Genomic DNA, 24,148 nt, shown 5'->3' with positions numbered 1-24,148 from the left:
AGGTCACAATGCGCCATGCCCGTTTCCCCCGGTGCGCAGGTGGAGCCGGCGCGCCCGGGCCTGAGCGCCTCGGACCTCGCGCTGGTGGAAGCGCTGCAGCGCGACCCGCGGGCGCCGTGGACGCGGATCGCCGCCGCGGTGGGCACCGACGCGACGACGGCGGCCCGCCGGTGGGACCGGCTGCAGGCGGCCGGGCTGGCCTGGCTGACCGCGTACTCCACGGCCCCGACCACGACGGTCGGCTACGTCGACCTGGCCTGCCGCCCGGACGCGCTGGCCGACCTGACCCGAGAGCTGTGCGGCTGGCCGTCGGTGTTCAGCGTCGAGCGGACGACCAGCCGGTTCTCGCTGTTCCTCAGTGTGGCCGCGCGGGACCTCGACGCGCTGGACGCGCTGGTCACCGGCCGCATCGGCGCCCTGCCCGGGGTGCGCGAAGTCCGGTTCGCCGTCGCCACCCGCGTCTACCGGGAAGGCAGCGGCTGGCTGGTGAACGCGCTGGCCCCGGAGCAGCGGGCGGTGCTGGACGAGACGGCGGTGCAGGCCCGGCTGGTCGTCCCGCAGCAGTGGAACGACCGGGACCTGCGCGCGCTGGTCGAGTCCCTCGGCGAGGACGGCCGGCGCAGTTACGCCGAACTGGCCCGCGACTGCCGGATGAGCGAGTCGGCGGTGCGCCGCACGCTCGCGCGGATGCTGCGCAACCACGAGCTGGACTTCCGCTGCGACCTCGCGCACGTCCCGGCGGGCTGGCCGGTGATCGCCGGGTACCGCGTCGACGTCGCCCCCGGCGAGCTCGAGAACGCGGGCACGGCGATCGCGCAGCTGCCGGAGACCCGGCTTTCGGCGGCCGTGGTGGGGGAGGGGAACCTGGTGGTCTCGGCGTGGCTGCGGGTGCCGGCCGACTGCACGGGCTACGAGGCCCGGCTGGCCGGCGCGGCGCCCGGCGCGCGGGTCCTCGACCGCGCGATCACGGTGCGGATGCCGAAGCGGATGGGCCGGCTGCTCAGCCCGCACGGCCTCGGCGGCACCCACCAGGCGATCATCCCGGCCCGCTGACGGGGGTAGGGTCGGGATCGAGATCCGGCGCGGTGGAAGGACATTCGGGTGAGCGAGTCGAACTGGGCCGGGAACCACACCTACGCCGCCGACGAGGTGCTCGCCCCGCGCACGGTCGACGAGGTCCGGGCCGCCGTCGCGGCCGCGACCCGCGTCAAGGCGCTCGGCAGCCGGCACTGCTTCAACACCATCGCGGACGCGCCCGGCGGCACGCTCCTCGACCTGCGTTCCCTCGAGAGCGCGGTGGAGATCGGCGACGGGACCGTCACGATCAGCGGCGCGGCGCGCTACGGCGACTTCGCGGAAGAGCTGCACGCCGCCGGGCTCGCGCTCGCCAACCTCGCGTCGCTGCCGCACATCACGGTGGCCGGCAGCGTCGCGACCGGCACCCACGGCTCCGGGCGGCGGCAGCCCGGACTCGCCGCCGCCGTCTCGGCCGTCGAGCTGGTCACCGCCGACGGGGAGCTCCGGACGTTCACCCGCGGCGACGAAGCCTTTCCCGGGGTGGTCGTCAGCCTCGGCACACTCGGTGTCGTCACCCGGCTGACCCTCGACACGGTGCCGGCGTTCGACGTGCGCCAGGACGTCTTCGACGGCCTGCCCTGGGACGCCGCGCGGGACCACTTCGACGACATCGAGGACGCCGGGTACAGCGTCAGCATGTTCACGAACTGGGCGAACGACGTGGTCGACCAGGTGTGGATCAAGAGCCGCGTGGACGCCTTCACCGAGCGGGACGGGCTGTACGGCGCGGTCCCCGCCGACGGGCCCCGCCACCCCGCGCACGCGGCCGGGATCTCCGCCGCCAACGGCACACCGCAGCAGGGGGTGCCGGGCCCGTGGCACGAGCGGCTCCCGCACTTCGCGCTCGCGTTCACCCCGAGTGTCGGGGACGAGCTGCAGTCGGAGTACTTCGTGCCCTACCGGGACGCACCGGCCGTGCTCGAGGTGATGCGCGGGCTCGGCGACCTCCTGGCCCCGGTGCTCCTGGTGTCCGAGATCCGCGCGATCGCGGCCGACGACCTCTGGCTGAGCCCCAGCCACGGCGGCGACCGGATCGGCCTGCACTTCACCTGGCAGCCGCGGCAGCCCGAGGTCGAGGCGGTGCTGCCGGTCATGGAGGAGCACCTGGCCCCGTTCGGCGCCCGCCCCCACTGGGGCAAGCTCTTCCACGGCGGCGGTCTCGACGCGCTGTATCCGCGGATGGCCGACTTCCGGGCGCTGGCGGAGAGCCTGGATCCGGGTGGGAAGTTCCGGAACCCGTTCGTGGAGCGGCACGTCTTCGGGGGCTAGCGGCGGCCGCCGCGGCTACCCCGTCGGCGGAGCGGTCGTCGCGCGGACGATCAGGTACGTGTCCAGCACCTGGGTCGTCTGCTCGTCAGCCTCACCGTCGAGCAACCCCAGCAGGATCGTGACGGCCGCGCGGCCCGCCGCTTCCGTCGGCATCGCGATCGTCGTGAGCGGGGGTGCGGAGATCGCCGCGAAAACGAGGTCGTCGAAGCCGACGAGGCTGATCTCGTCCGGCACCGGCACACCGCGGGCGTTCAGGCGCGCCAATGCCCCGAAGGCCACCAGGTCGTTGTAGGCGACGATCGCCGTGACGTCCGCGGCGAGCGCGAGGTCCGCGCCCTGCAGCCCGCCCTCGAACACCGGTGGGAACGGGCCGAACTCGACCACCTCCGTGCCGTGCCGTTCGGCGGCTTCCACCAGGCCCTGCCGGCGGACGGCGTTCGACCACGACGTCCGGGGCCCGCCGAGGTAGGCGCAGCGGCGGTGGCCGAGCGCGGCCAGGTGCTGGATCGCCTGCCGCATGCCGTCGGCGGCGTCCATCACGATCGACGGGATCCCGGGCACCTCGCGGTTGAGCAGCACCAGGGTGGTCCGGACGGCGAGCGCGCGGAGCTGGTCGTCGGTCATGCTCGGGCTGCACAGCACCACGCCGTCGACCTGGGTGGCCATCCGGCGGACGAGGTTCTGCTCGGTCGCCGGGTCTTCGGCGCTGTTGGCGAACAGCACGGCGATGTCGTCCTGCCGCGCCCGGGCCTGGACGCCGTCGAGCACGCCGGTGAAGAACGGGTTGCCCAGGTCCGGGACGACGATGCCGATGTGCCCGGTGCGGACCGTGGGAACCGCCGGCGCCGCGGCGGCGTGGTAGCCGAGCTCGTTCGCCGCGGCCAGCACGCGGGTGCGGGTCTGCCGGCGGACCAGGTCCGGCGACGTGAACGCCCGCGACACCGTCGAGATCGACACGTTGGCCCGGCGGGCGACGTCGTGAATGGTCACGCTCACGGGGTTCTCCTCCGCAGGTCCTGCCACATCATGGAAACGCCCGCGACGGTTGTCAACGCCCGGACTGCGTTGGGGGGGCGGGAAACCCGCGATCGCAGGGCCGTTCGGCCGGTCTTTCCCTGAAAACACTGCAAATCGTTGACCGGGGTTTGCCGAAAATCGTAGAACGGAGCCGTCACCGCGTTCCCGCTTCCGGGACGCGGGCCCCCACTCCTGCTTCGAGGTGCCTGATGACCAGGACAGCCCGGTTTTCCCTGCGCGTTTCCGCCGCGGCCGCACTCGCCGCGGCGGCCGCCGTCACCGCCCCGGCCGGGGTCGCGCACGCGGCCTACGAGAGCTCGCCCGCCGGCTTCGGCGCGGGCACGACCGGCGGCGCCGGCGGTGAGACCGTCACCGTGACCACGGCCTCCGCGTTCACGAGCGCGGTGACGGGCACAACGGCCCGGACGGTCCGGGTGAGCGGGAAGATCACCCTCGCGAACAAGACCCTGGTGAAGATCGGGTCGAACAAGACGGTGCTCGGTGTCGGGTCCGGCTCCGGGTTCACCGGCGGCGGCCTCGCCGTGGACAAATCGTCGAACGTGATCCTCCGCAACCTCGTCATCTCGAAGGCGGTCGGCACCGACGCGATCCAGATCCAGCGCGGCGCCACGAAGGTGTGGGTCGACCACAACGACCTGTCCTCGGACCTCGACCACGGCAAGGACTACTACGACGGGCTGCTCGACATCAGCCACGCCGCGGACGGGATCACCGTGTCGTGGAACAAGTTCCACGACCACTACAAGGTCTCCCTGGTCGGGCACAGCGACAGCAACGCCGCCGAGGACACCGGCAAGCTGCACGTGACCTACAGCCACAACTGGTTCGACAACGTCAACTCGCGGCTGCCCAGCCTGCGGTTCGGCACCGGGCACGCCTACGACAACTATTTCCGCTCGGTGACCGACTCCGCCGTGCATTCGCGGATGAACGCCCAGTTCCTCGCCCAGAACAACGTTTTCGAAAGCACGAAGACGTGTCTCGAAACGACCGGCGACAGTGACGTCGACGGCTACCTGAACGAGTCCGGCAACTCCTTCGGCGGCTGCGCGAACAAGATCACGCGCACCGGCAGCATGACGTCGGCGCCGTATTCCTTCACGCTGGAGCCGACTTCGACGGTGAAGGCCACGGTGACCGCGGGTGCCGGTGCCGGCCGGATCTGACTTCCGGAGTGCGCGTGGCCGGTTCGAGAGAGCGCTATCTCGAACCGGCCACCGCCGTTCGGAGTACGCGCTTTTCGACGAATTCGACCGTGGGTCCCGCATATTGACACATTCGTCGCGAACGCCCTACCGTGACGTCCGGAAGTTTCTCCTGAACCCCTCACCCATTCGTCAGTTCCGCGCGGCCCGGCCGGGCCGCGCCGATCGGAGACCCATGTCGGGGAGCAGGCGCCGCACCGTCGCGGGCCCGCCGCGGCTGGCCGTGGTCGGCACGTCCGGCTACGCGTTCAGCTACCTGCACCGCGCGCGGATCCTGCACGACGAGGGTCTCGTGCGGTTCGCCGGCATGGCCGACATCCGGGCGCCATCGGCCGCCGCGGTCGCGCTCATGCCCGAGGGCGCCACCGCGCACGCCGGGGTCGACGACCTGCTCCGCCGGTGCCGTCCCGACATCACCGTGGTCGCCACCCCGCCGCACGCGCACGTCCGGACCGGTGGCGCGGTGCTGCGGGCGGGCAGCGACCTGCTGCTGGAAACCCCGCCGGTGCTCGACCTCGACGGGTTCACCACACTGTCCCGGCTGGCCGCCGAAAGCGGAGCGGTGTGCCAGACCGGGTTCCAGAGCTTCGGCTCCCCGGCGCTGCCGGTGCTCCAGGCGGCGATCTCGACGGGGGAGCTCGGTGAGGTGGTGGGCGTCGGTGCGGCCGGTGCGTGGATCCGCACCGATGCCTACTACCGCCGCAACCCGTGGGCCGGTCGCCGGTGGCTGGACGGCGAAGCCGTGGTGGACGGCGCCCTGACCAACCCGTTCTCGCACGCCGTGGCGACCGCGCTGCTCGTCGGCGGGGTCGCCGAGCGGGACCCGGCGGAGATCGCGCTGGAGCTCTTCGGCACGCGCGACATCGAAGCCGACGACACCGCCTGCCTGCGCATCCGGTTCACCCCCGGTCCCGAAATCGTGGTGGCCGCGTCCCTGTGCGCCGAGCAGGACCACGAGCCCTACGTCGTCGTGCACGGCGTGAAGGGGCGGGCGAAGTTCTGGTACAAGAGCCACCGCCTGGAGATCGACGACGACCGGGTCCACCTCGGCGAACCGGTGGACCTGCTGCGCAACCTGGTGGCCCACCACCTCGATCCGGCCGGGATGCCGCTGCTCGCGCCGCTTTCGGGCACCCGCGCGTTCGCCTCGGTGGTCGAGGCCGTGCGGGACGCCCCTTCGCCGGCGCGGATCCCGGCAGGCTGGATCCGCTCGGTCGGCGAAGGGGCGAGCCGGCACCCGGTGGTCCGCGGGATCGGCGAGGAGGTCGCCGTCGCCGCGGACCGGCTCGCGTTGTTCTCCGAGATCGGCGTCCCGTGGGCGAGCGGTCCGGCGGCGGGGACCGCGCACCGCACCGGTTAGGGCGGTGCGGTGCCTTCGCGCTGGCAGCCCGGAACTTCCGCCCGGTCGCTGTAAGCGCTTTCTCGGCGCGCCCGGATAACCGTAAAAGTGTTGCTGCATAAGGTGTATCGGTCCGAAGTGCCCGTTGACACCGGTGCGGCGCACTGCCTACCGTGAGCGCGCTGACAGCGTTTTCAGAAAAGTGCTGACCGGCTGAGGACGGAGAGCTCGATGCGTCGGAAAAACGATCGTCGGACCCGGGCGCGCGGGGTCGCCGCGCTGGCCGTGGTGGTCCCGTTGCTGCTGACCGGGGTGGCCGCGTGCGGCTCGGACGCCGGGGAAGGCGGCGACGTCACCATCACATTCGTCTGGTGGGGCAGTGACGGGCGGGCGAACCTGACCAAGAAGGCCGTCGAGCTGTTCCAGCAGAAGAACCCGAAGATCAAGGTGCAGACGTCGTTCTCGGCGTACGCGGCCTACTGGGAGAAGCTGGCGACGCAGACGGCCGGGGGCAAGCCGCCGGACGTGCTCAACGTCGACACCCGCTACCTCGCCGAGTACGGCGGCCGCAACGTGCTGGCCGACCTGAACGGCGGCGCGGGCAAGGCGATCTCGCTCGCCGACGTCAACCCGGAGCTGGCCGCCACCGGCGTCTACCAGGGCAAGCGGTACGCCGTGCCGTGGGCGCAGAACACCCCGGCGATGCTCTACGACCCCGCCGCGTTCACCGCGGCCGGCGCGGACCCGGCGAAGGGCCTGACCTGGGACCAGTACGCCACCGCGGCGGAGAAGGTCAGCGCGGCCGGCGGGTTCGCCGCCCGCGGCACGACCGACTTCGGCATCCTCGACACCACCCTCGAGATCTGGCTGCGCCAGCAGGGCAAGCAGTTCTACACCCCCGAAGGCAAGCTCGGCTTCACCGCCGACGACCTGAGCCGGTACTGGCAGCTTGCGAGCCGGTTCCGCGACACGAAGGCCGCGTCCCCGGCCGACGTCACGGCGTCCTACAACACCTCGCCCGAGCAGTCCCCGCTCGGCAAGAAGCTGACCAGCTCCGAGTTCGCCTACGACAACCTCCTGCCCGCGTACCAGAAGGCGAACGGCAAGCCCCTGAACGTGGCGCCGTACCCGACCGACACGGCCGGGAACACCGGGCAGTACCGCCGGCCGTCGATGTTCCTGGCGGTCTCCGCCCGCAGCCAGCAGCAGGAGGCGGCGGCCAAGCTCGTGGACTTCCTGGTCAACGACCCCGAGGTCGGCAAGATCGTCGGCACCGATCGAGGGCTCGCGCCCAACCTCAAGGTCCGCGCCCAGCTGGCCGGCGGCGCGACCGGCAACGACAAGACGCTCTACGACTACGAAGCGGCGCTGGAACCGAAGCTCGGGGCCGCGCCGCCGGTGCCGCCCAAGGGCGCGGGCGCGATCCAGAAGCTGCTCCAGCGCACCTACGAAGAGGTCGCGTTCGGCCGGATGAGCATCCCCGACGCGGTCGGCCGGTTCGTGTCCGAAGCCGAGAAGAGCCTGGGCTAGCCGATGACGACGTTGCGCACCCCGGACCCGCCGGTCGCGCCCGAGGCGGCCGCGCGGGTCCGGCGCCGGGACCGGCCGGCCGGGCGCCGCCGCCGGAACCAGTCCGAGGCGTTCGTGTTCCTCACGCCGTGGCTGCTCGGCGCGGTGGCGCTGACCGTCGGCCCGATGGTCGTGTCGCTCTACCTGTCCTTCACCGACTACGACATGTTCACGGCGCCGCACTGGGTCGGCTTCGGCAACCTCACGCACATGTTCACCGACGACGACCGCTACCTGCAGTCGGTGAAGGTCACGCTGATCTACGTGCTGGTCTCGGTGCCGCTGAAGCTGACGGTGTCGCTGCTGGTGGCGATGTTGCTCAACACGCGCCGCGGCGCGAACGGCTTCTACCGCGCCGCGTTCTACGCGCCGTCGCTGCTGGGTGCGAGTGTCGCGGCGGCCCTGGTGTGGCGGGCGCTGTTCATGGGCGGTGGCCCGGTGAACGAGGTGCTGGCCTTCTTCGGCTGGCACACGCCGAGCTGGGTCGACGACCCGCAGTTCAGCCTCGCCTCGATCGTGCTGCTCGGGGTGTGGCAGTTCGGCGCGCCGATGGTGATCTTCCTGGCCGGCCTCAAGCAGATCCCAGCCGAGCTGCACGAAGCGGCGGCCATCGACGGTGCGGGCGCGTTCCGCCGGTTCCGGCACATCACGCTGCCGATGCTGTCGCCGGTGATCTTCTTCAACCTCGTGATGGAGGCCATCCACGCGTTCCAGGCCTTCACCCCGGCGTTCGTCATCGGCGGCGGGCGTGGCGGCCCGGCCGACGCGGACCTGTTCTACACGCTCTACCTGTTCGAGGTCGGCTTCCAGGACTTCCGGATGGGCTACGCGTCGGCGATGGCGTGGGTGCTGCTGGTGGTGATCGCGATCGTGACGGCGATCGTCTTCCGCACCGCGAAGCTCTGGGTGTTCTACGACGATGCGGAGGAGCGCCGATGACCGTGCTGCCCCGCCCGGCCCGCTCGTTCGGCTGGCACGTGCTGTGCGTCGTGATCGTCCTCGTGGTGCTGTACCCGCTGGTGTGGCTGGCGTTCGCGTCGGTCAAGCCGCCGGACGAGATCCTCTCGCGGCTGTCGCTGCTGCCCACGCGGTTCGTCTTCGACGGTTACACGAAGGGCTGGGAAGGCGCGGCGGACGTCGGGTTCGGCCGCTTCTTCCTCAACTCGTTCCTCGTCGCCGGGCTGTCGGTGGTGGCCAATGTGCTGTCGTGCTCGCTGGCCGCGTACGCCTTCGCGCGGTTGAACTTCCGGTTCCGCGGCGCGCTGTTCGCGTTCATGATCACCACGCTGATGCTGCCCTACCACGTGACGCTGATCCCGCAGTACGTGATCTTCCAGCAGGCCGGGCTGGTCAACACGTTCGTCCCGCTGATCCTGCCGAAGCTGCTGGCCACCGAGGCGTTCTTCGTGTTCCTGATCGTCCAGTTCATGCGCGGGATCCCGCGCGAGCTCGACGAAGCCGCGATCATCGACGGCTGCTCGGTCTACCGGACGTTCTGGCACGTCGTGCTGCCGCTGTCGAAACCGGCGCTGGTCACGACGTCGATCTTCACGTTCATCTGGACGTGGAACGACTTCTTCACGCAGATGGTGTACCTGAACGACACGGAGAAGTTCACCGTGCCGCTCGGCCTGCGGTTGTTCGTCGACACCAGCAGCGAGTCGAACTTCGGCGCGATGTTCGCGATGTCCGCGCTCGCGCTGGTCCCGATCGTGCTGTTCTTCCTCGCCTTCCAGCGCCTGCTGGTCGAAGGCGTCAGCACCAGCGGCCTGAAGGGGTGAGGCGATGCGCAGCGCTACCGCGCGGACGAACTGGCGCGCCGGGTTGGGGGACTTCTCCGACTGCCTGCTGACCGGCTTGCTCGTCGCGCTCGCGTCGGTCCCCGTGGTGACGGCGGCGCCGGCGTTCGCGGCGGGCTGCCGGGCCCTGGATCGAGCCCGGCACGGCATCGGACGTCCACTGTGGACGACGTTCTGGGCGGACTTCCGGCAGGCCGGGCGCGGTGGGGTGGCGTTCGGTCTGCTGGGCCTCCTGGCGGCGGTGTTCTTGGCGGTGGACCTCGAAGTCGCGCGTGAGATGCCGGGCGCGGGTGTGCTCCGGCCGGCCTTGTGGCTGCTCGCCGCCGCAGCCCTCGTGGCCGCCGTGCGGACGTGCGAGGTCGTCGCGACGGGAGAGCCGTCGTGGCGCCGGGCCGTGGTGACGGCTGCGCGCGAGACGGTCGCCGCGCCCGGGAACGCCCTGCTCACGGCCACCGCGCTGGCCGCGTCCGCGGTGCTGGTGTGGATGCTGCCGATCCTGGCGCTGGTGGTGGCCGGGCCGCTCGCGCTGGCCGTGGTGGCGACCGGCGGCCGGCGATGACCCCGGTGCTGGTCGTCTTCGGCACGGCCGGCCACGCGACCACCCACCTGCGCCGCGCCCGCGCGCTGCACGACCGGGGTGACATCGTGCTCGCCGGTGCGTGTGACGTCCGCGAACCACCCGAGGAGGCCCGCGCGCTGCTGCCGCCGGACGCGGTTGTCACCAGCGCCCCGGCCGAGCTGCTGGCCCGCACGACGCCGGACATCGCGGTGGTGGCGACCCCGCCGCACACCCACCTGCCGTTGGCCAAGCTCGCGCTTGCGGCGGGCTGCCACCTGCTGCTGGAGAAGCCCCCGGTCCTCGACCTGGCGGCGTTCGACGACCTGACGGCGCTCGTGCGTGACCTCGGCCAGGCCTGCCAGGTGGGGTTCCAGAGCTTCGGGTCGGCCGCCCTGCCGGTGGTCCGCGAGGCGCTCGAGCGCGGCGAGATCGGGACGGTCACCGGGATCGCCGCCGCCGGCGCGTGGATCCGGCGGGACCGCTACTTCCGCCGGGCCGCCTGGGCGGGCCGGCGCCGCCTCGGTGGCCAGCCGGTGGTCGACGGGTCGCTGACGAACCCGTTCGCCCACGCCGTCGCGACCGCACTGCTGCTCAACGGCACGGCCGAAGCCCTGCCGGAACGCACCACCGTCGAGCTGTACCGCGCCCGTGACATCGAGTCGGACGACACGGCCTGCGCCCGTCTGAGCTTCGCCGGCGCGCCGGACGTCGTGGTCGCGGCCACGCTCGACGCCGAGGCCGACCACGACCCGTACCTGCTGGTCCACGGCACGGAAGGCCGGATCCGCTGGCACTACAAGACCGACGTCGTCGTGCTCGGCGACACGCCGGTGCCGGTCGGCCCGCCGCGGGACCTGCTGGGGAACCTCGTCGAGCACGTCCGCACGCCGGACGCCGTGCCACTGCTGGCGCCGCTGGCCTCGACCCGCGCCTTCACGGCGCTGGTGGAGGCGGTCCGCGACGCGCCCGAGCCGCGGCCGCTGCCACCGGAGTGGGTCCGGACCGTCGGGACCGGGCCCGGGCGGCGGTTCGTCGTGCCGGGCATCGACCGTGACGTCGACACCGCGGCCGAACGGCTCGCGCTGTTCTCCGAGCTCGCCCTGCCCTGGAGCAGTGCGGGATTCCGTGCCTGCGGCTGAACGAAAGGAGAAGCCGGTGCGTCGCCACGCGATCGTCGGCCTGGGCTCGCGGGCCCAGCTGTTCGCCAAGGCCTTGGCCGGGTCACCCCGGGCCGAGCTCGTGGCCTTCTGCGACCACAACGAGACCCGCATGCGGGTCCACAACGACTGGCTCGGCACCTCCGTGCCCGGCTATCGGCCGGAAGACTTCGCCGCCATGCTGGCAAAGGAGCGCGTCGACGTCGTTGTGGTGTGCACGCCGGACCACACGCACGCGGACTACGTCGTCGCCGCGCTGCGGGCCGGCTGCGACGTCGTCACGGAAAAGCCGATGACGACCGACGTCGACGGCGCGCGGCGCATCCTGGCGGCCCGGCGTGAGACGGGGCACGCGGTGCGCGTGGCCTTCAACTACCGGTACAACCCGGTGCACCGCCGGGTGCGCGAGCTGCTCGCCGCGGGCACGATCGGGGAGATCGGCTCGGTCGAGTTCAGCTGGCTGCTCGACACCGCGCACGGCGCCGACTACTTCCGGCGCTGGCACCGCGAAAAGGACCGCTCCGGCGGGCTGCTCGTGCACAAGTCCGGGCACCACTTCGACCTGGTCAACTGGTGGCTCGGCAGCGGGCCGGAGACGGTGTTCGCCCTCGGCGGGCTGTTCTTCTACGGCGACGAGAACGGCCGCCGCCACGACGACCGTTTCGCCCTGGACCTCGAGGCCTCGCCCAGGCTGCGCGCGCTCTACCACGACGCGGAGCGGGAAGACGGCTACGTGCGGAACCAGAACGTGTTCGCGCCCGGGGTCACCATCGAGGACGACGTGTCGGTGCTCGTCCAGCACCGCGGCGGGGTGGTCCTGAACTACCACTTGCACGCGTACTCGCCGCGGGAGGGCTACCGCGTCGCGTTCTCGGGCAGCTCGGGGCGTCTCGAGCTGGACGTCCGGGAAAACGAGTACGCCACGGACTCCGGCGAAGCCGGCCGGGCCAGGTTGACCCGGCAACGGCTTTGGGAACCGCCGGAAGTCGTCTTGGACGAGCCCCTCGGCGAAGGCCACGGCGGCGGGGACGAGCGGATGCTCGCCGAACTGCTCGGCGACGCCGAGCCGGATCCGCTCGGCTGCGCGGCCGACCACGACGCGGGCCTGCAGGCCCTGCTCACCGGGCTGGCCGCGAACCGGTCCCTGGACACCGGCCGAGTGGTCTCCGTGGCCGAGCTGCTCGCCGAAATCGGGGAACCGGCGTGAGCCGCGCGGCTGTGGGCGACGGAACGCTGGAGCTGGCCGAGGAGGACGACGACCGGGTGCGGATCCGCCTCGGCGACGTGGTGCTCGCCGAGTACGTCGTCGCGCCGCCGACCCCGGCGGGCGACTCGCCGAAGCCGTACCTGCACCCGCTGCGCACCACCGGCGGCGAAACCGTGACGGCGGTCCGGCCGCACGACCACACCTGGCACAACGGTCTGCAGTTCACCATGGCCCACCTGTCGGGGGAGAACTTCTGGGGCGGCCGGACCTACGTGCGCGGCCGCGGGTACACCCCGCTGGACAACAACGGCAGTGTCGGCCACGTCCGCTGGGAGAGCATCGTCTCCGCGGGCGGGCACTGCGAACTGCGGCACGAGCTGGCCTGGCGCACCGCGGCCGGCCGGCGGTGGCTCACCGAGCACCGCACCCTCCGCTTCGGCGACGTCTCGGTCGCCGAAGGCCGCTGGACGCTCACCTGGTCCAGCCGGCTGCGCAACACCAGCGGCCGTGAACTGCGCTGGGGGAGCCCGGTCACCGAAGGCCGGGACACCGCCGGGTACGGCGGGCTCTTCTGGCGCGGCCCGCGGTCGTTCGTCGGCGGCACGGTCCGGTCCGCCGACGGCCGGTCCGCGGCGGACGCGATGGGGCACCGGGCGCCGTGGCTCGCCTTCACCGGCCGCCACGACGTGAGCCTGCGGACCTCGACGCTGCTGTTCGCCGACAGCCCGGCGAACCCGGGGTTCCCGACCGCCTGGTACGTGCGGGCCGAGCCGTTCCCGGTGGTCAGCTTCGCCGCCACCTACCACCGGCCGCTGGTGTTCGAACCGGGTGAAGAGCTGACGCTGACCCACCACGTCGTCGTCCTCGACGGCGACGCGGACCCCGCCCGGCTCGCCGAGCTCGCGGCCCGGGCGGCCGACCGAAGGAGCTACTGTGCCGATCGTCACTGATCCGACCACAGTCACGGCCGAACGGCTTCGTGGCAACGGTTACGTGCCGCGCGAGGGCCGGCCTGCTTTTGGCCGGATCGGCAACACGCGCCGGATGGCTTTCGCGGGGTGCTTCGCCCTGCTCGGACTCACGCTCACGGCCGCACCCGCGGCCGCGCACGGCCACGACCCCGGCCGGGTGGTGCTCGGCGCGCACGACGGCTGGGCCGCGGCGACCACCGGGACCACCGGGGGAGCGGCGGCCGAGCCCGGCGACGTCCGCACGGTCACCAAGCACTCCGAGCTCGCCGCGGCTTTGGCGGCGCACCCGGGCGCGCCGAAGATCGTCTACGTCCGCGGCACCATCGAAGGCAACGTCGACGCCCACGACCGGCCGGTGAGCTGCGAGGGCTTCGCCGACCCGGGCTACACCCTGCCCGGCTACCTGGCGGCCTACGACCCGGCGACCTGGGGCAAGGTCGAGCCGTCGGGGCCGCTGGAAGAGGCGCGGGCGCGATCGCAGGCCAACCAGGCTGCGCAGGTGGTGCTCGACGTCGGCCCGAACACCACGATCGTCGGCCTCGGCGACCGGGCCACGCTGCACGGGCTGACGCTGCGTGTCACCGGCGACAACGTCATCCTGCGGAACCTGCGGTTCTCCGACGCGCACGACTGCTTCCCGCAGTGGGATCCCCTGGACGGCGCGGACGGGAACTGGAACTCCGAATACGACAACGTCGACCTCGTCGGCGCGACGCACGTCTGGGTGGACCACAACGACTTCGGTGACGGCGGGAACACCGCGCAGCCGACGTACTTCGGGCGGAAGTACGAGGTCCACGACGGGCTGCTCGACATCGTGAACGGCTCGGACCTCGTCACGGTGTCGGACAACCGGCTGCACGACCACGACAAGACGATGCTGATCGGCAACACCGACAAGCCCACCTACGATGTCGGCAAGCTGCGGGTTTCGGTGCACCACAACCTGTTCTCGGAGATCGGGCAGCGTGCGCCGCGGGTCCGGTACGGCCAGGTGCACGTCTACGACAACCTGTACCTGGTGCGGGACCCGGCCGCGTACACGTATTCGCTGGGCGTCGGGGTCGAATCCCGGATCTACGCCGAGAACAACTTCTTCCGGCTGCCGGCCGGGCTCCCGCTCGGCGCGCTCGTCGAATATTGGAAGGGGACGGTCCTGCACGCCACCGGCACCCTGGTGGCGCAGGGCGCCGACCGGCCCCGGCCGGTGGACCTGCTGGCCGAGTACAACGCGGCCAACGACCCGGACCTCGGGCCCGACGTCGGCTGGACGCCGGCGCTGGTGAGCCGGCTCGACCCGGCGTGGCAGGTCCCGGCGCGGGTGCTGGCCGGCGCCGGGTCACCGCACGCTGAGTGACCGCACACTGAGCGGGTTTTCTGAAAACCCACGACCATCCGGGCGACAGCACCGCCCCGTCGGCCGGTGACATTGACACCGGATATCGTGCGCCGGAAACTGAGAAAGCGCTTTCAGCACTCGGACCGACCGTTTCCCTCAATGCGGACGGAAAACCAGGACCAGGAGTGATGAAGATGTTTTCCCCAGCAAAATCCCGGGTGGCCGGTGCCGCGGCCGTGGCCGCGCTCGCGGTCACCACGCTGATCGGCACCGGCGCCCCGGCGACCGCCGCCGCGGCCTGGCCGACCCCGAGCGGCAGCCAGGCGGTCGGCCAGACCATCAAGGTCACCGGCGGCACCTACGACGGCGGGCTCAAGCGGTTCTACGGCACCGGCGACCTCGGCACCGGCAGCCAGGACGAAGACCAGGGCCCGCTCTTCGAGCTCGCCAACGGAAGCACCCTGAAGAACGTCGTCCTCGGCAACCCGGCCGCCGACGGTGTGCACTGCCTCGGCACCTGCACGCTGCTCAACGTCTGGTGGGAGGACGTCGGCGAGGACGCCGCCACCTTCAAGGGCACCTCGGCGTCGCAGAGCATGACGATCGACGGCGGTGGCGCGCGCAAGGCGTCGGACAAGGTGTTCCAGCACAACGGGCCCGGCACGATGTACATCCGGAACTTCCAGGTCAACGACTTCGGCAAGCTGTACCGCTCGTGCGGCAACTGCAAGACGCAGTACAAGCGGAACGTGGTCGTCGACAACGTCACCGCCACCGTGCCCGGCAAGGCGCTCGTCGGCATCAACACCAACTACGGCGACACCGCGAAGCTGACCCGGATCACCATCGTCGGCGACTCGAGCCGCAAGATCGAGCCCTGCCAGAAGTACAAGGGGGTCACCAGCGGCGAGCCGACGAAGACCGGCAGCGGCCCGGACTCGACGAACTGCCTCTACACCACGGCCAACATCACCTACCAGTAACCGACCCGGGGGTGCCGGCCGCCGTCCGGCACCCCCGGCGTCCTCTTCGGAGGTGCCATGTTCACCCTGCTCCTCGCCTCGGTGCTGGCCGGGGCGTCGCTCGTCACGCCCGCCTACGGGCACGTCGTGGTGGCCAAGGACGGCTCGGGAAGCTTCGCGACCGTCCAGGCGGCGATCGACGCGGTTGCCGCCGGCGGCACCGTTTCGCTCAAGCCCGGCACCTACCACGAAGTGATCACTGTGCCCGCGAGCAAAACCGGGATCACCCTGCGCGGCACCACCGGCAAGGCGTCCGACGTCGTCATCGACTACAACAACGCCAGCGGCACGAAGAAGCCGGACGGCTCGACCTACGGCACCACCGGCAGCGCAACCGCGACGATCGCCGCGAACGGCTTCACCGCGACGGCACTGACCTTCCGCAACTCGTTCGACCGCTCGGCGCACCCGGAGATCACCGCGACCCAGGCCGTCGCGGTGAAGGCGACCGGCGACCGGATGGTCTTCGACAACGTCACCTTCCTCGGCCACCAGGACACGCTCTACGCCGACACCGCGGCGGTCGGCACCGCCGGTCGCCAGTACTACCGGGACTGCTCGATCAGCGGTGACGTCGACTTCCTCTTCGGGCGGGCCACGGCGGTGTTCGACCGGGCGACGATCACCGCGCTCGACCGCGGCTCGAACCCGAACGGCTACCTGACCGCGGCGAGCACGCGCCGGACGAACACGTACGGCTTCCTGATCGTCGGCAGCAAGGTGGTCAGCGCGGCGGCGAACGCGACCTTCCACCTGGGCCGGCCCTGGCACCCGAGTGGCGACGTCGACGCCATTGCGCAGGTCGTCGTCCGCGACACCGTCCTGCCCGCGGCTATCAAGGCGACGCCGTGGACGGACATGTCCGGCTTCTCGTGGCGGGACGCCCGGTTCTTCGAGTACCGCAACACCGGACCGGGGGCGGGCACCGGCGCCGACCGGCCGCAGCTGACCGCGGCGCAGGCCGCGACGTTCACCGCGCAGCGGTACCTGGCGGGTGGTGACGGATGGAATCCCGTGCACTGAAACTGCGCCGCCTCCCGATCTTCATCGCCGTGGCCACCGCTCTGCTGAGCGCACCCGCCGCCCAGGCCGCGACCTACCCGGACCCGGGTCACGTCACCGGCGACATCGAGGCGGTGCACGACCCGTCGATGATCCGCGCGGCGGACGGCAGTTACCTGCTGTACTCCACCGACCAGTACCTGCAGATCCGCCGGTCGACCGACCGGATCCACTTCACGAAGCTCGGGTCGGTCTGGCCGGACGGCGCACCGTGGACGGCGCCGTTCACCGACCCGGCCAAGCCCGGGTACCTGTGGGCGCCGGACATCTCGTTCCACAATGGCCGGTACTACCTCTACTACGCAGCTTCGACGCTGGGCTCGCGCAACTCGGCGATCTTCCTGGCCACCAGCACCACCGGGTTGCCGGGCAGCTGGACGAACCAGGGCATCGTCGTGCAGACCAGCAGCTCCAGCACCTACAACGCGATCGACCCGAACCTGTTCGTCGATTCTTCGGGTCGCTGGTGGCTGAGCTTCGGCTCGTGGTGGACCGGCATCAAGATGTACCGGCTCGACCCGGCGACGGGCAAGCGCAGCACCAGCGACACGGCCCTGCGCGGCATCGCCCAGCGCACCGGCAGCACAACGGCCGAGGAAGCGCCGTACATCGTCCAGCACGGAAGCTACTACTACCTGTTCGTCTCGTGGGACCTGTGCTGCCAGGGCACCAAGAGCACCTACCGCGTGCTGGCCGGGCGCTCGACGTCGATCACCGGGCCGTACACCGACCGGAACGGCGTCCGCATGACGGCGGGCGGCGGCACCCAGATCCTGGCGAGCCACGGCGCCGTCCACGGGCCGGGCCACGTGGCGGTCCTGCACGACACCGACGCCGACGTGCTGATCTACCACTATTACCACTCCGACGCGACACCGCTGACGGGCAAGCTCGGCATCAACCTCATCGGCTACGACAGCGCCGGCTGGCCCTACGTCTACTGAGCGGAACCGGTTCACCACCGGCAAGAACGCCGGCGGAGGAAGGATCTTCATGCGCCGCTTGACGGTTTTTGTGCTCGCCTTGCTCGTCACGGCGGGGCTGTGCGCGGCGCCCGCGTCCGCCGTCGCGAAGCCGCCCGCCAAGCACCAGGTCACCTTCGACAAGTACGCGCTGATGCTGGACGGCCGCCGCCAGGTCGTCTGGTCCGGCGAGTTCCACCCGTTCCGGCTGCCCAGCCCGGACCTGTGGCGTGACGTGCTGCAGAAGATGAAGGCCACCGGCTACACCGCCGTCTCGATCTACTTCGACTGGAACCACCACTCCCCGGCGCCCGGCGGGTACGATTTCACCGGCGTCCGCGACATGGACCGCGTGCTCGACCTGGCGGCCGAGGCCGGGCTGTACGTCATCGCGCGGCCCGGCCCGTACATCAACGCCGAGGTCACCGGCGGCGGCTTCCCGGCGTGGCTGAGCACCCAGGCCGGGCGGGCCCGCAGCGACGCGCCGGACTACCTCGCCGCCGCCGACGAATGGCTGTCGCGGATCGACCGGATCATCGCGCGCCACCAGTACACCGACGGCCGCGGTTCGGTGATCCTGTACCAGATCGAGAACGAGCTGGCCGCCACCGGGACCGCGCAGCGGAACTACGTCGCGCACCTCTACGACAAGGCCCGGGCCGACGGCATCACCGTCCCGGTCTTCCACAACGACAAGGGCCGCAACGGGATCTGGGTGCCGCCGGACTCCGGGGTGCCCGGCACCGTGCCGGGCAAGGTCGACCTGTACGCCTTCGACGGCTACCCGGGCGGCACCTGCCGGACCGACGCGACTCCCGGCAGCCCGAACGTCGCGCCGGACTGGGGGACCTACGGCCCGGGCGGGGCGAAGGGCGGCGCGAGCGCGTCGCCGAACACGCCCGGGTTCGTCGCCGAGTTCGGCGGCGGCTGGTTCGACTACTGGGGCAGCAACGGCACCTACCCGTGCACCGCCGTCCGGCAGGGGCCGGGTTACGAGCGGGTGTTCTACGGCACCAACCTGGCCAACGGCCTGACGCTCCAGAACTTCTACATGACCTTCGGCGGCACGTCGTGGGGCTGGCTCCCGGCGCCGGTCGTCTATTCGTCGTACGACTACGGCGCGGCGATCGACGAAGGCCGTCAGCTGCGGCCGAAGGCGCTGACGATGAAGGAGCTGGGCTACTTCCTGGCCACGGTGCCCGACGTGGCCAAGATGGACCGTGGTGATCCGGTGACACCGTCGTCGACGGCGGTGAAGGTCTACCACAACGTCAACCCGGACACCGGCGTCCACCTGTACGTGCCCATGCATTCGCCGTCCAGCGCGACCACGGACGACAGCTTCACCTTCCCACTGTCCACACCGGACGGTTCCTACACCGTCCCGGTGCGGCTGAACGGCCAGGACGCCAAGCAGCTGGTGGCGAACTTCGACGTCGCGGGCCAGCACCTCGTGTACTCGACGTCGGAACTGATGGCCGAGGCCGCCGGCACGCTGCTGCTGCACGGCCGGCCGGGCGAGGACGGCGAGACCGTGCTGCGGTACGCGTCCCGGCCACGCGTGGACGTGCTCGCCGGGGAGGTCACGACGACCTGGACCGGGCACGACCTGCGGCTGAACTACCGCCACGACGGCCTCGCCCGGGTCCGGATCAGCGGTGGCGGCCGCCCGGCCGTCACCCTGCTGCTCGCCGACGACACCACAGCCGACACGTTCTGGCTGGCGTCGGGCCTGCTCGTCCGCGGGCCGGACCTGGTGCGGACCGCGGACGCGGGCTGCTCACTCACCGGCGACACGAAGGGTGTGCGGGACCTCGAGGTCTGGGGCGCGCGCGGCCCGGTGGTGCGGTGGAACGGCGCGGCCGTGCCGATGTGGCGGACGGCGTCGGGCAGCCTGGCCGCGGTCCGGCCGCTGCCGGGACCCGCCGACCCGCGGCTGCCCGAGCTCACCGGCTGGCGGTCCGCGCCCGGCTCCCCGGAGTCTTCGCCCGGCTACGACGACTCGGCCTGGGCTGCCGCGGACAAGACGTCCACGAACAGCACCACCCCGCCCCCGGCGGGCGAGCCGGTGCTCACGGCCGACGATTACGGCTTCGGCGTCGGCGACGTCTGGTACCGCGGGCGGTTCACGGGTTCGCCGGGGGAGCAGGTCAGCCTGCGTTACGGCGGAGGTGGCGCCGGGATGCTCCAGGCGTGGCTGGACGGGCAGTACCTCGGCCAGGACGTGCTGCCGTCCGCGCCGGCTTCGCCGCCGACGACCGGCACCGCGACGTTCACCGTGCCCGAAGGCCTGCGCGGCGACGGCCCGCACGTGCTGTCGGTGATGGTCCGAAACAACGGCCACAACGAGGACGGCGGGGTGAACGACGCGCACAAGGAGGGCCGCGGCCTGATCTCGTCGTCACTGGCCGGCGCGACGTGGCAGCTCCAAGGCGGGACAGCGGATCCGGTGCGAGGGCCACTCAACAACGGCGGCCTCGCGGGCGAGCGGGCGGGCTGGTCCCTACCGGGCTTCCCGGACCGGAGCTGGACCCCGGCGCCGGTCCCCGCGGCGGCCGCAGCGCCGGGCACGACGTGGTACCGCACGACGTTCACCCTGCGCGTGCCGTCCGGTCAGGACACCTCGGTCGGGCTGACCCTCGGCGACCCGGCGAAGCCGCGCTCCGGCGGCCGGTACCGGGTGCTGATCTTCCTCAACGGCTGGAACCTCGGTCAGTACATCGCCGACGTCGGTCCGCAGCACACCTTCGCGCTACCGACCGGGATCCTCGACCCGCACAGCCGCAACACCTTGGCGCTCGCGGTGACCAGCGACGGCGGTGCGGGCAACGGCCTGGAGCGCGTCGCCCTCACCGACCTGGGATCGGCACGAGGCGGCGTCCCGGTCCGGCCGGTCAGTTCACCCGGCTGGTGAGCGCGCCGCTGCGGGCGACGATCCGGCCCGCCTTCACGACGAGGTCACGCGGCGGGCGCGTCACGACGGCGTGGGCCGGCGTCTCGGCGTCGACCACCACGAGGTCGGCCGACGCGCCTTCGACGAGGCCGTAGCGTTCGAGGCCGAGCGCGTGGGCGCTGCCGAAGGTGACGGCCTCCAAGGCGATCTCGATGTCCTCGTCACGGCGGAACGTGCTGCGGTAGGCCAGGTGCATCGCCCGCTCGAGGAGGTCGCCGCTGCCGTACGGGCTCCAGAGGTCGCGGATGTCGTCGTGCCCGCAGGCGACGTTCACGCCGGCCTCGCGCAGCTTCTTCACCGGCGGGACGGGGAAGTCGAAGATCGCCGCCGTCGTGATGGTGACACCCGCGTCGGCGAGCCCGGCCGCCAGCCGGTCCTGCGTCGCGGCGTCCGCCTGGGCGAGGGCGTAGGCGTGGCTGACCGTCACGCGCCCGGCGAGGCCCGCCGCGCGGGTGCGGTCGACGATCAGGTCCAGCTCGAACACGCCGAGCGTGCCGGGGTCGTGCAGGTGCAGGTCGATCCGCACCCCGTGGCGTTCCGCGAGGCCGAACACGACGTCGAGGTGGCGGACCGGGTCACGGTCCATCCCGGCCGGGTCGATCCCGCCGACCGTGCCGACGCCGAGGCCGATGGCGCGCTCGAGCAGCTCGGCCGTGCCCGGGTTGGTGAGGATGCCGCTCTGCGGAAAGGCGACCTGCTCGACGGTGACCCGGCCGGCCAGCCGCGCGGCGACGTCGCGCACGACCTCGACGCCGGTGAGGCCGATGCCCGCGTAGACGTCGGTGTGGGTGCGGACGTGCGTGGTCCCCGCGGCGGCCATGGTCTCCAGCAACGCGGTCACGTGCGCGGGGGTGGGCAGCCCGAGCTCGGCGCGGTGGACCCGCTCGTCGGCGATCCGGTCGGCGAGCGCGGGCCCGGCCGAATGCGGCCGCCACGGCCCGCCGAAGAGCGTCTTGTCCAGGTGGCAGTGCGCCTCGACCAGCCCCGGCAGGACGAGCCGCCCGCCGAGGTCGAGCACTTCGGCGTCCCCCGCCGGCAGGCCGGGGCCGATGCCTGCGAAAACACCATCGCGGATGAGGAGGTCGGCCCGGCCGCCGGCTCTCCAGGGACGGGCGTCGCGCAGCAGAAGTCCGGGCATCGTCGCTCCTTCTCGTCGCCGGAAGCCTTGCAGCCGGAGGCGGGAGAAGGAAGGGCCCGGTGCGGCGAGGGCGCACCGGGCCCCGTGGTCACTTCACCTTGTTCTTGAGCTCTTTGGCCTTCCCCTTCGCGGTGCCCTTGGCGTCCTGCAGCGGTGCGTAGGTGCCGTAAAGCGCGGGGTCGGGTTTCGGCGCGGTGCCCGGCCCGCCGAGCGGTTTCGGATCCATCAGGTAATCGATCTTGGCCTGGGTGGTCCAGCCGCCCTTGGCGCCGTCCGGGCCGTCGGAGAGGTGCCAGATGGTGTTGTTGTGGGTCTGGTCTTCTTCGTCGAGCAGTGCATCGGGGACGATTTCGTCCTCGAGCCCGTCGGCCTTCAGCTCTTCGATGGCGGCGAGCCATTGTTTCTGGTGGACGGTGTCGCGGGCGAGGTTGAACTTCAGCATGGCTTTGACACCGGGGTCGTCGGTCATGTTGTAGAGGCGGGCGGTCTGCAACCGGCCCTGCGCCTCGGCCGCGACGTTGGCGCGGAAGTCGGCCAGGAGGTTGCCGGAGGCGACGATGTAACGGCCGTTCCAGGGGTAACCGTTGCTGTCGGCGGGCAGCGCGCCGCCACCGGCGACGATGGCCTGCTGGACGTCCATGCCGCCGATCATCGCGGCCATGACCGGGTCTTTCACCGATTCCGCGGTCGTGGTCGCGGGCGCGCCTTCCAGCAGGCGGGCGACCATGGTCGCGAGCATTTCGACGTGCCCGATTTCTTCGGTGGCGGTGTCCATGAGCAGGTCTTTGTATTTGCCTTCGATGCGGCAGTTCCAGCCCTGGAACAAGTACTGCATCGTCACGCTCATCTCGCCGAACGCGCCGCCGATGAGCTCTTGGAGCTTGTGGGCGTAAACGGGGTCGGGCTTTTCGGGCTTGGCTTCGAACTGCAGCAGCTTCGTGTGACGGAACACGGTTTTCCCTCCGACGTCCGGGTGGCTTCCGCCGGGGCTTTCCCGGGCGCCGGGGGGATAACCGCAAAGGCCCGGATTTTCCGGGCCGTCCGCGTCAGGTGATCGGGACCGTCGCGGTGCAGGACGCCGTGCCGCTGTCGAACTTCGTCGACGCGCTGCCGCGTGCCGTGACGGGGATGGCGAGCCCGGTCGGCAGCGACTGCGTGCCCTGGCTGGCCGAGCCGACGCGGGTGTAGACGGTGTGCGTCGCGAGCTCGTCGCGGTAGGTGATCTGCAAGGTCTGGACGCTCACGTCGCCGATGTACGGCCCCGACGTGGTGTAGGTGTTGAGCGGGCGGTGGTAACCGCCGGTCGTCTCGTACCGCAGGGTGAACAGGCCGGTGAAGTCGCCGGAACGGCAACTGCTCGTGACCTGCTTGACGGTGGCCGCGTCCGCCGGGGGCGCCAGCAGCGCGGCTCCCGCGAGCACCACGGCCGGCACGACGGTCTTCATCTTCTTCACCCTGCCATCCTGCCGTGAACCGCTTCCGTCCCGCTTCTCTTTAACTCGTGGTGCGCACCAGGTGGACCGGACAGGCCGCGTTGTGCAGCAGGGCCTGGCCGGTGGAGCCGAGCAGCAGCCCGGGGAAGCCGCCCCGGCCGCGGTCGCCGAGCACGACCAGCTGGGCGGTGGCGCTGCGCTCGACCAGCTCCCGCCGGGGGTGGGCGTGCACCACGACCTGCTCGACGTCGACGTCGGCGGTGTTGTGGGCGAGGACCCGCTCGTCGAGGAGCCGCCGGCCGGCGTCGGTGCCGCAGCGCGGGTCCCGGTGCGGCGGCGGGGCGTCCGCCCAGGCGTGCAGCACCACCAGGGGAGCACGGCGGGCGCGGGCTTCGGCGAGGGCGGTCGCGAGGACCCGGGTGCCGGCCTCACTGCCGTCGATGCCGGTGACCACCGGGCGGCCGGCTGCTTCCGGTTCGTCCCAGCTGTCACCGCGGACGACGACGGTGTCGCAGCGCGCGTGGGTCCCGACGGCCCCGGCGACCGACCCGGCGAGCAGGCTGGTGAGCCTGCCGTGCCCGGCCGACCCGACCACGAGCAGCGCGGCGCTGCGTGACGCCTCGATCAGCGCCTGGGCGGCGCGGTCGGGGTCGAGGCGGGTGGTCGCGCCGGGGAAGCCCTGTGCGGCGGCCAGTTCCTGCGCGGTCCGCAGCGCCCGGCGGCCACGCGCGCGCAGCGCGTCCACCATCTCCTCGGGCGGTGGCACAACCCCGCCCGCGACCAGCGCCGGAACGTCGAGGGCGTGCACGATCTCGAGCGGCGCGTCCCGCAGGCAAGCGGTCCGCGCGGCCCACCGCACGGCGTCGAGCGATTCGGCCGACCCGTCCGCCCCGACGACGATCGGCGCTCCGGGCACGGCGGTCATGGGCGCCTCCTGACGCGGCTGTCGTCCTGAAGACTGTAGGCCCGCGCGGCGGATCCGGTGCCGGTTCGCGTAATGCCATGAGGGGCACCTTCATGGCTCTTAAGTCCACGAAGGTGCCCCTCAT

Annotated in this window: 21 protein-coding genes; 16 read left to right on the top strand and 5 right to left on the bottom strand. The window is 71.7% G+C overall.

Annotation, left to right across the window (positions count from 1 at the left end; genetic code table 11):
• Positions 1–15: 15 nt before the first annotated feature.
• Together ACIA5G_RS10440 and ACIA5G_RS10435 are read left to right on the top strand one after the other, a co-directional pair.
• Positions 16–1,053: an Lrp/AsnC family transcriptional regulator gene (locus ACIA5G_RS10440; protein WP_395922310.1), complete on the top strand. Its 1,038-nt coding sequence runs from the start codon at positions 16–18 to the stop codon at positions 1,051–1,053.
• 48 nt (positions 1,054–1,101) lie between these two features.
• The gene (locus ACIA5G_RS10435; protein WP_395922309.1) at positions 1,102–2,346 is read left to right on the top strand and encodes an FAD-binding protein; all 1,245 of its coding nucleotides are present in this window, start codon (positions 1,102–1,104) and stop codon (positions 2,344–2,346) included.
• A 15-nt stretch (positions 2,347–2,361) separates the two neighbouring features.
• On the opposite strand, the gene ACIA5G_RS10430 is transcribed toward ACIA5G_RS10435, so the two are convergent.
• Positions 2,362–3,342 carry a LacI family DNA-binding transcriptional regulator gene (locus tag ACIA5G_RS10430; RefSeq protein WP_395922308.1) on the bottom strand — a complete coding sequence of 327 codons (981 nt, stop codon included), beginning with the start codon at positions 3,340–3,342 and terminating at the stop codon, positions 2,362–2,364.
• A gap of 230 nt (positions 3,343–3,572) precedes the next feature.
• Between ACIA5G_RS10430 and ACIA5G_RS10425 the strand changes: the two genes are divergently transcribed.
• The 14 genes from ACIA5G_RS10425 to ACIA5G_RS10360 all read left to right on the top strand — a co-directional run bounded on the left by ACIA5G_RS10425 (position 3,573) and on the right by ACIA5G_RS10360 (position 20,489).
• Entirely contained in the window at positions 3,573–4,550 is a 978-nt protein-coding gene (locus ACIA5G_RS10425; protein WP_395922307.1) for a polysaccharide lyase family 1 protein, read from the top strand.
• Positions 4,551–4,764: 214 nt separating this feature from the next.
• Positions 4,765–5,949 carry a Gfo/Idh/MocA family protein gene (locus ACIA5G_RS10420; RefSeq protein WP_395922306.1) on the top strand — a complete coding sequence of 395 codons (1,185 nt, stop codon included), beginning with the start codon at positions 4,765–4,767 and terminating at the stop codon, positions 5,947–5,949.
• 210 nt (positions 5,950–6,159) lie between these two features.
• Positions 6,160–7,458, top strand: coding sequence for an ABC transporter substrate-binding protein (locus tag ACIA5G_RS10415; protein ID WP_395922304.1), 1,299 nt, complete (start codon positions 6,160–6,162; stop codon positions 7,456–7,458).
• Between the two features lie 3 nt (positions 7,459–7,461).
• Positions 7,462–8,436 carry a carbohydrate ABC transporter permease gene (locus ACIA5G_RS10410; protein WP_395922302.1) on the top strand — a complete coding sequence of 325 codons (975 nt, stop codon included), beginning with the start codon at positions 7,462–7,464 and terminating at the stop codon, positions 8,434–8,436.
• Positions 8,433–9,278, top strand: coding sequence for a carbohydrate ABC transporter permease (locus ACIA5G_RS10405; protein ID WP_395922300.1), 846 nt, complete (start codon positions 8,433–8,435; stop codon positions 9,276–9,278). The genes ACIA5G_RS10410 and ACIA5G_RS10405 overlap by 4 nt, the downstream gene beginning before the upstream one ends.
• 4 nt (positions 9,279–9,282) lie before the next feature.
• Positions 9,283–9,855: a DUF624 domain-containing protein gene (locus ACIA5G_RS10400; RefSeq protein WP_395922298.1), complete on the top strand. Its 573-nt coding sequence runs from the start codon at positions 9,283–9,285 to the stop codon at positions 9,853–9,855.
• A complete protein-coding gene (locus ACIA5G_RS10395; RefSeq protein ID WP_395922297.1) occupies positions 9,852–10,994 on the top strand; it encodes a Gfo/Idh/MocA family protein in 1,143 nt (380 codons plus the stop codon). The genes ACIA5G_RS10400 and ACIA5G_RS10395 overlap by 4 nt, the downstream gene beginning before the upstream one ends.
• A gap of 16 nt (positions 10,995–11,010) precedes the next feature.
• Positions 11,011–12,219: a Gfo/Idh/MocA family protein gene (locus tag ACIA5G_RS10390; RefSeq protein ID WP_395922295.1), complete on the top strand. Its 1,209-nt coding sequence runs from the start codon at positions 11,011–11,013 to the stop codon at positions 12,217–12,219.
• The gene (locus ACIA5G_RS10385) at positions 12,216–13,169 is read left to right on the top strand and encodes a PmoA family protein (protein WP_395922293.1); all 954 of its coding nucleotides are present in this window, start codon (positions 12,216–12,218) and stop codon (positions 13,167–13,169) included. Before ACIA5G_RS10390 ends, ACIA5G_RS10385 begins: the two co-directional genes overlap by 4 nt.
• Positions 13,153–14,547, top strand: a complete 1,395-nt coding sequence (locus tag ACIA5G_RS10380; RefSeq protein ID WP_395922292.1) for a polysaccharide lyase family 1 protein — start codon at positions 13,153–13,155, stop codon at positions 14,545–14,547. Before ACIA5G_RS10385 ends, ACIA5G_RS10380 begins: the two co-directional genes overlap by 17 nt.
• 170 nt (positions 14,548–14,717) lie before the next feature.
• Positions 14,718–15,512, top strand: a complete 795-nt coding sequence (locus tag ACIA5G_RS10375) for a pectate lyase (protein WP_395922290.1) — start codon at positions 14,718–14,720, stop codon at positions 15,510–15,512.
• A gap of 57 nt (positions 15,513–15,569) precedes the next feature.
• Complete coding sequence (locus ACIA5G_RS10370) at positions 15,570–16,574, top strand: pectinesterase family protein (protein WP_395922288.1); 1,005 nt, start codon at positions 15,570–15,572, stop codon at positions 16,572–16,574.
• Complete coding sequence (locus tag ACIA5G_RS10365) at positions 16,571–17,557, top strand: arabinan endo-1,5-alpha-L-arabinosidase (protein ID WP_395923499.1); 987 nt, start codon at positions 16,571–16,573, stop codon at positions 17,555–17,557. The genes ACIA5G_RS10370 and ACIA5G_RS10365 overlap by 4 nt, the downstream gene beginning before the upstream one ends.
• 49 nt (positions 17,558–17,606) lie before the next feature.
• Positions 17,607–20,489 (top strand): beta-galactosidase, encoded by a 2,883-nt coding sequence (locus ACIA5G_RS10360; protein ID WP_395922287.1) that lies wholly within the window; start codon positions 17,607–17,609, stop codon positions 20,487–20,489.
• Here ACIA5G_RS10360 and ACIA5G_RS10355 read toward each other — a convergent pair.
• The 4 genes from ACIA5G_RS10355 to ACIA5G_RS10340 all read right to left on the bottom strand — a co-directional run bounded on the left by ACIA5G_RS10355 (position 20,470) and on the right by ACIA5G_RS10340 (position 24,024).
• On the bottom strand, positions 20,470–21,666 hold the full coding sequence (locus ACIA5G_RS10355) for an amidohydrolase (RefSeq protein WP_395922286.1): 1,197 nt from the start codon (positions 21,664–21,666) through the stop codon (positions 20,470–20,472). The genes ACIA5G_RS10360 and ACIA5G_RS10355 overlap by 20 nt on opposite strands.
• 88 nt (positions 21,667–21,754) lie before the next feature.
• Complete coding sequence (locus ACIA5G_RS10350) at positions 21,755–22,618, bottom strand: manganese catalase family protein (RefSeq protein WP_395922285.1); 864 nt, start codon at positions 22,616–22,618, stop codon at positions 21,755–21,757.
• Positions 22,619–22,712: 94 nt separating this feature from the next.
• Positions 22,713–23,111 carry a hypothetical protein gene (locus ACIA5G_RS10345; RefSeq protein WP_395922283.1) on the bottom strand — a complete coding sequence of 133 codons (399 nt, stop codon included), beginning with the start codon at positions 23,109–23,111 and terminating at the stop codon, positions 22,713–22,715.
• Between the two features lie 49 nt (positions 23,112–23,160).
• Positions 23,161–24,024: a universal stress protein gene (locus ACIA5G_RS10340; RefSeq protein ID WP_395922282.1), complete on the bottom strand. Its 864-nt coding sequence runs from the start codon at positions 24,022–24,024 to the stop codon at positions 23,161–23,163.
• Positions 24,025–24,148: the final 124 nt, after the last annotated feature.

Source organism: Amycolatopsis sp. NPDC051758 (assembly GCF_044453095.1).
Classification (GTDB): Bacteria; Actinomycetota; Actinomycetes; order Mycobacteriales; family Pseudonocardiaceae; genus Amycolatopsis.
Note: the sequence above shows the minus strand (reverse complement) of the source record. Positions and strands in the feature narration are given on the sequence as shown.

Excerpts from the sequence above, each read along its gene's own strand:
- ACIA5G_RS10405 (WP_395922300.1), top strand. The coding sequence starts at position 8,433 with ATGACCGTGCTGCCCCGCCCGGCCCGCTCGTTCGGCTGGCACGTGCTG.
- ACIA5G_RS10355 (WP_395922286.1), bottom strand. The coding sequence starts at position 21,666 with ATGCCCGGACTTCTGCTGCGCGACGCCCGTCCCTGGAGAGCCGGCGGC.
- ACIA5G_RS10425 (WP_395922307.1), top strand. The coding sequence starts at position 3,573 with ATGACCAGGACAGCCCGGTTTTCCCTGCGCGTTTCCGCCGCGGCCGCA.
- ACIA5G_RS10340 (WP_395922282.1), bottom strand. The coding sequence starts at position 24,024 with ATGACCGCCGTGCCCGGAGCGCCGATCGTCGTCGGGGCGGACGGGTCG.
- ACIA5G_RS10440 (WP_395922310.1), top strand. The coding sequence starts at position 16 with ATGCCCGTTTCCCCCGGTGCGCAGGTGGAGCCGGCGCGCCCGGGCCTG.
- ACIA5G_RS10345 (WP_395922283.1), bottom strand. The coding sequence starts at position 23,111 with ATGAAGACCGTCGTGCCGGCCGTGGTGCTCGCGGGAGCCGCGCTGCTG.
- ACIA5G_RS10360 (WP_395922287.1), top strand. The coding sequence starts at position 17,607 with ATGCGCCGCTTGACGGTTTTTGTGCTCGCCTTGCTCGTCACGGCGGGG.
- ACIA5G_RS10400 (WP_395922298.1), top strand. The coding sequence starts at position 9,283 with ATGCGCAGCGCTACCGCGCGGACGAACTGGCGCGCCGGGTTGGGGGAC.
- ACIA5G_RS10395 (WP_395922297.1), top strand. The coding sequence starts at position 9,852 with ATGACCCCGGTGCTGGTCGTCTTCGGCACGGCCGGCCACGCGACCACC.
- ACIA5G_RS10415 (WP_395922304.1), top strand. The coding sequence starts at position 6,160 with ATGCGTCGGAAAAACGATCGTCGGACCCGGGCGCGCGGGGTCGCCGCG.
- ACIA5G_RS10375 (WP_395922290.1), top strand. The coding sequence starts at position 14,718 with ATGAAGATGTTTTCCCCAGCAAAATCCCGGGTGGCCGGTGCCGCGGCC.
- ACIA5G_RS10420 (WP_395922306.1), top strand. The coding sequence starts at position 4,765 with ATGTCGGGGAGCAGGCGCCGCACCGTCGCGGGCCCGCCGCGGCTGGCC.
- ACIA5G_RS10370 (WP_395922288.1), top strand. The coding sequence starts at position 15,570 with ATGTTCACCCTGCTCCTCGCCTCGGTGCTGGCCGGGGCGTCGCTCGTC.
- ACIA5G_RS10410 (WP_395922302.1), top strand. The coding sequence starts at position 7,462 with ATGACGACGTTGCGCACCCCGGACCCGCCGGTCGCGCCCGAGGCGGCC.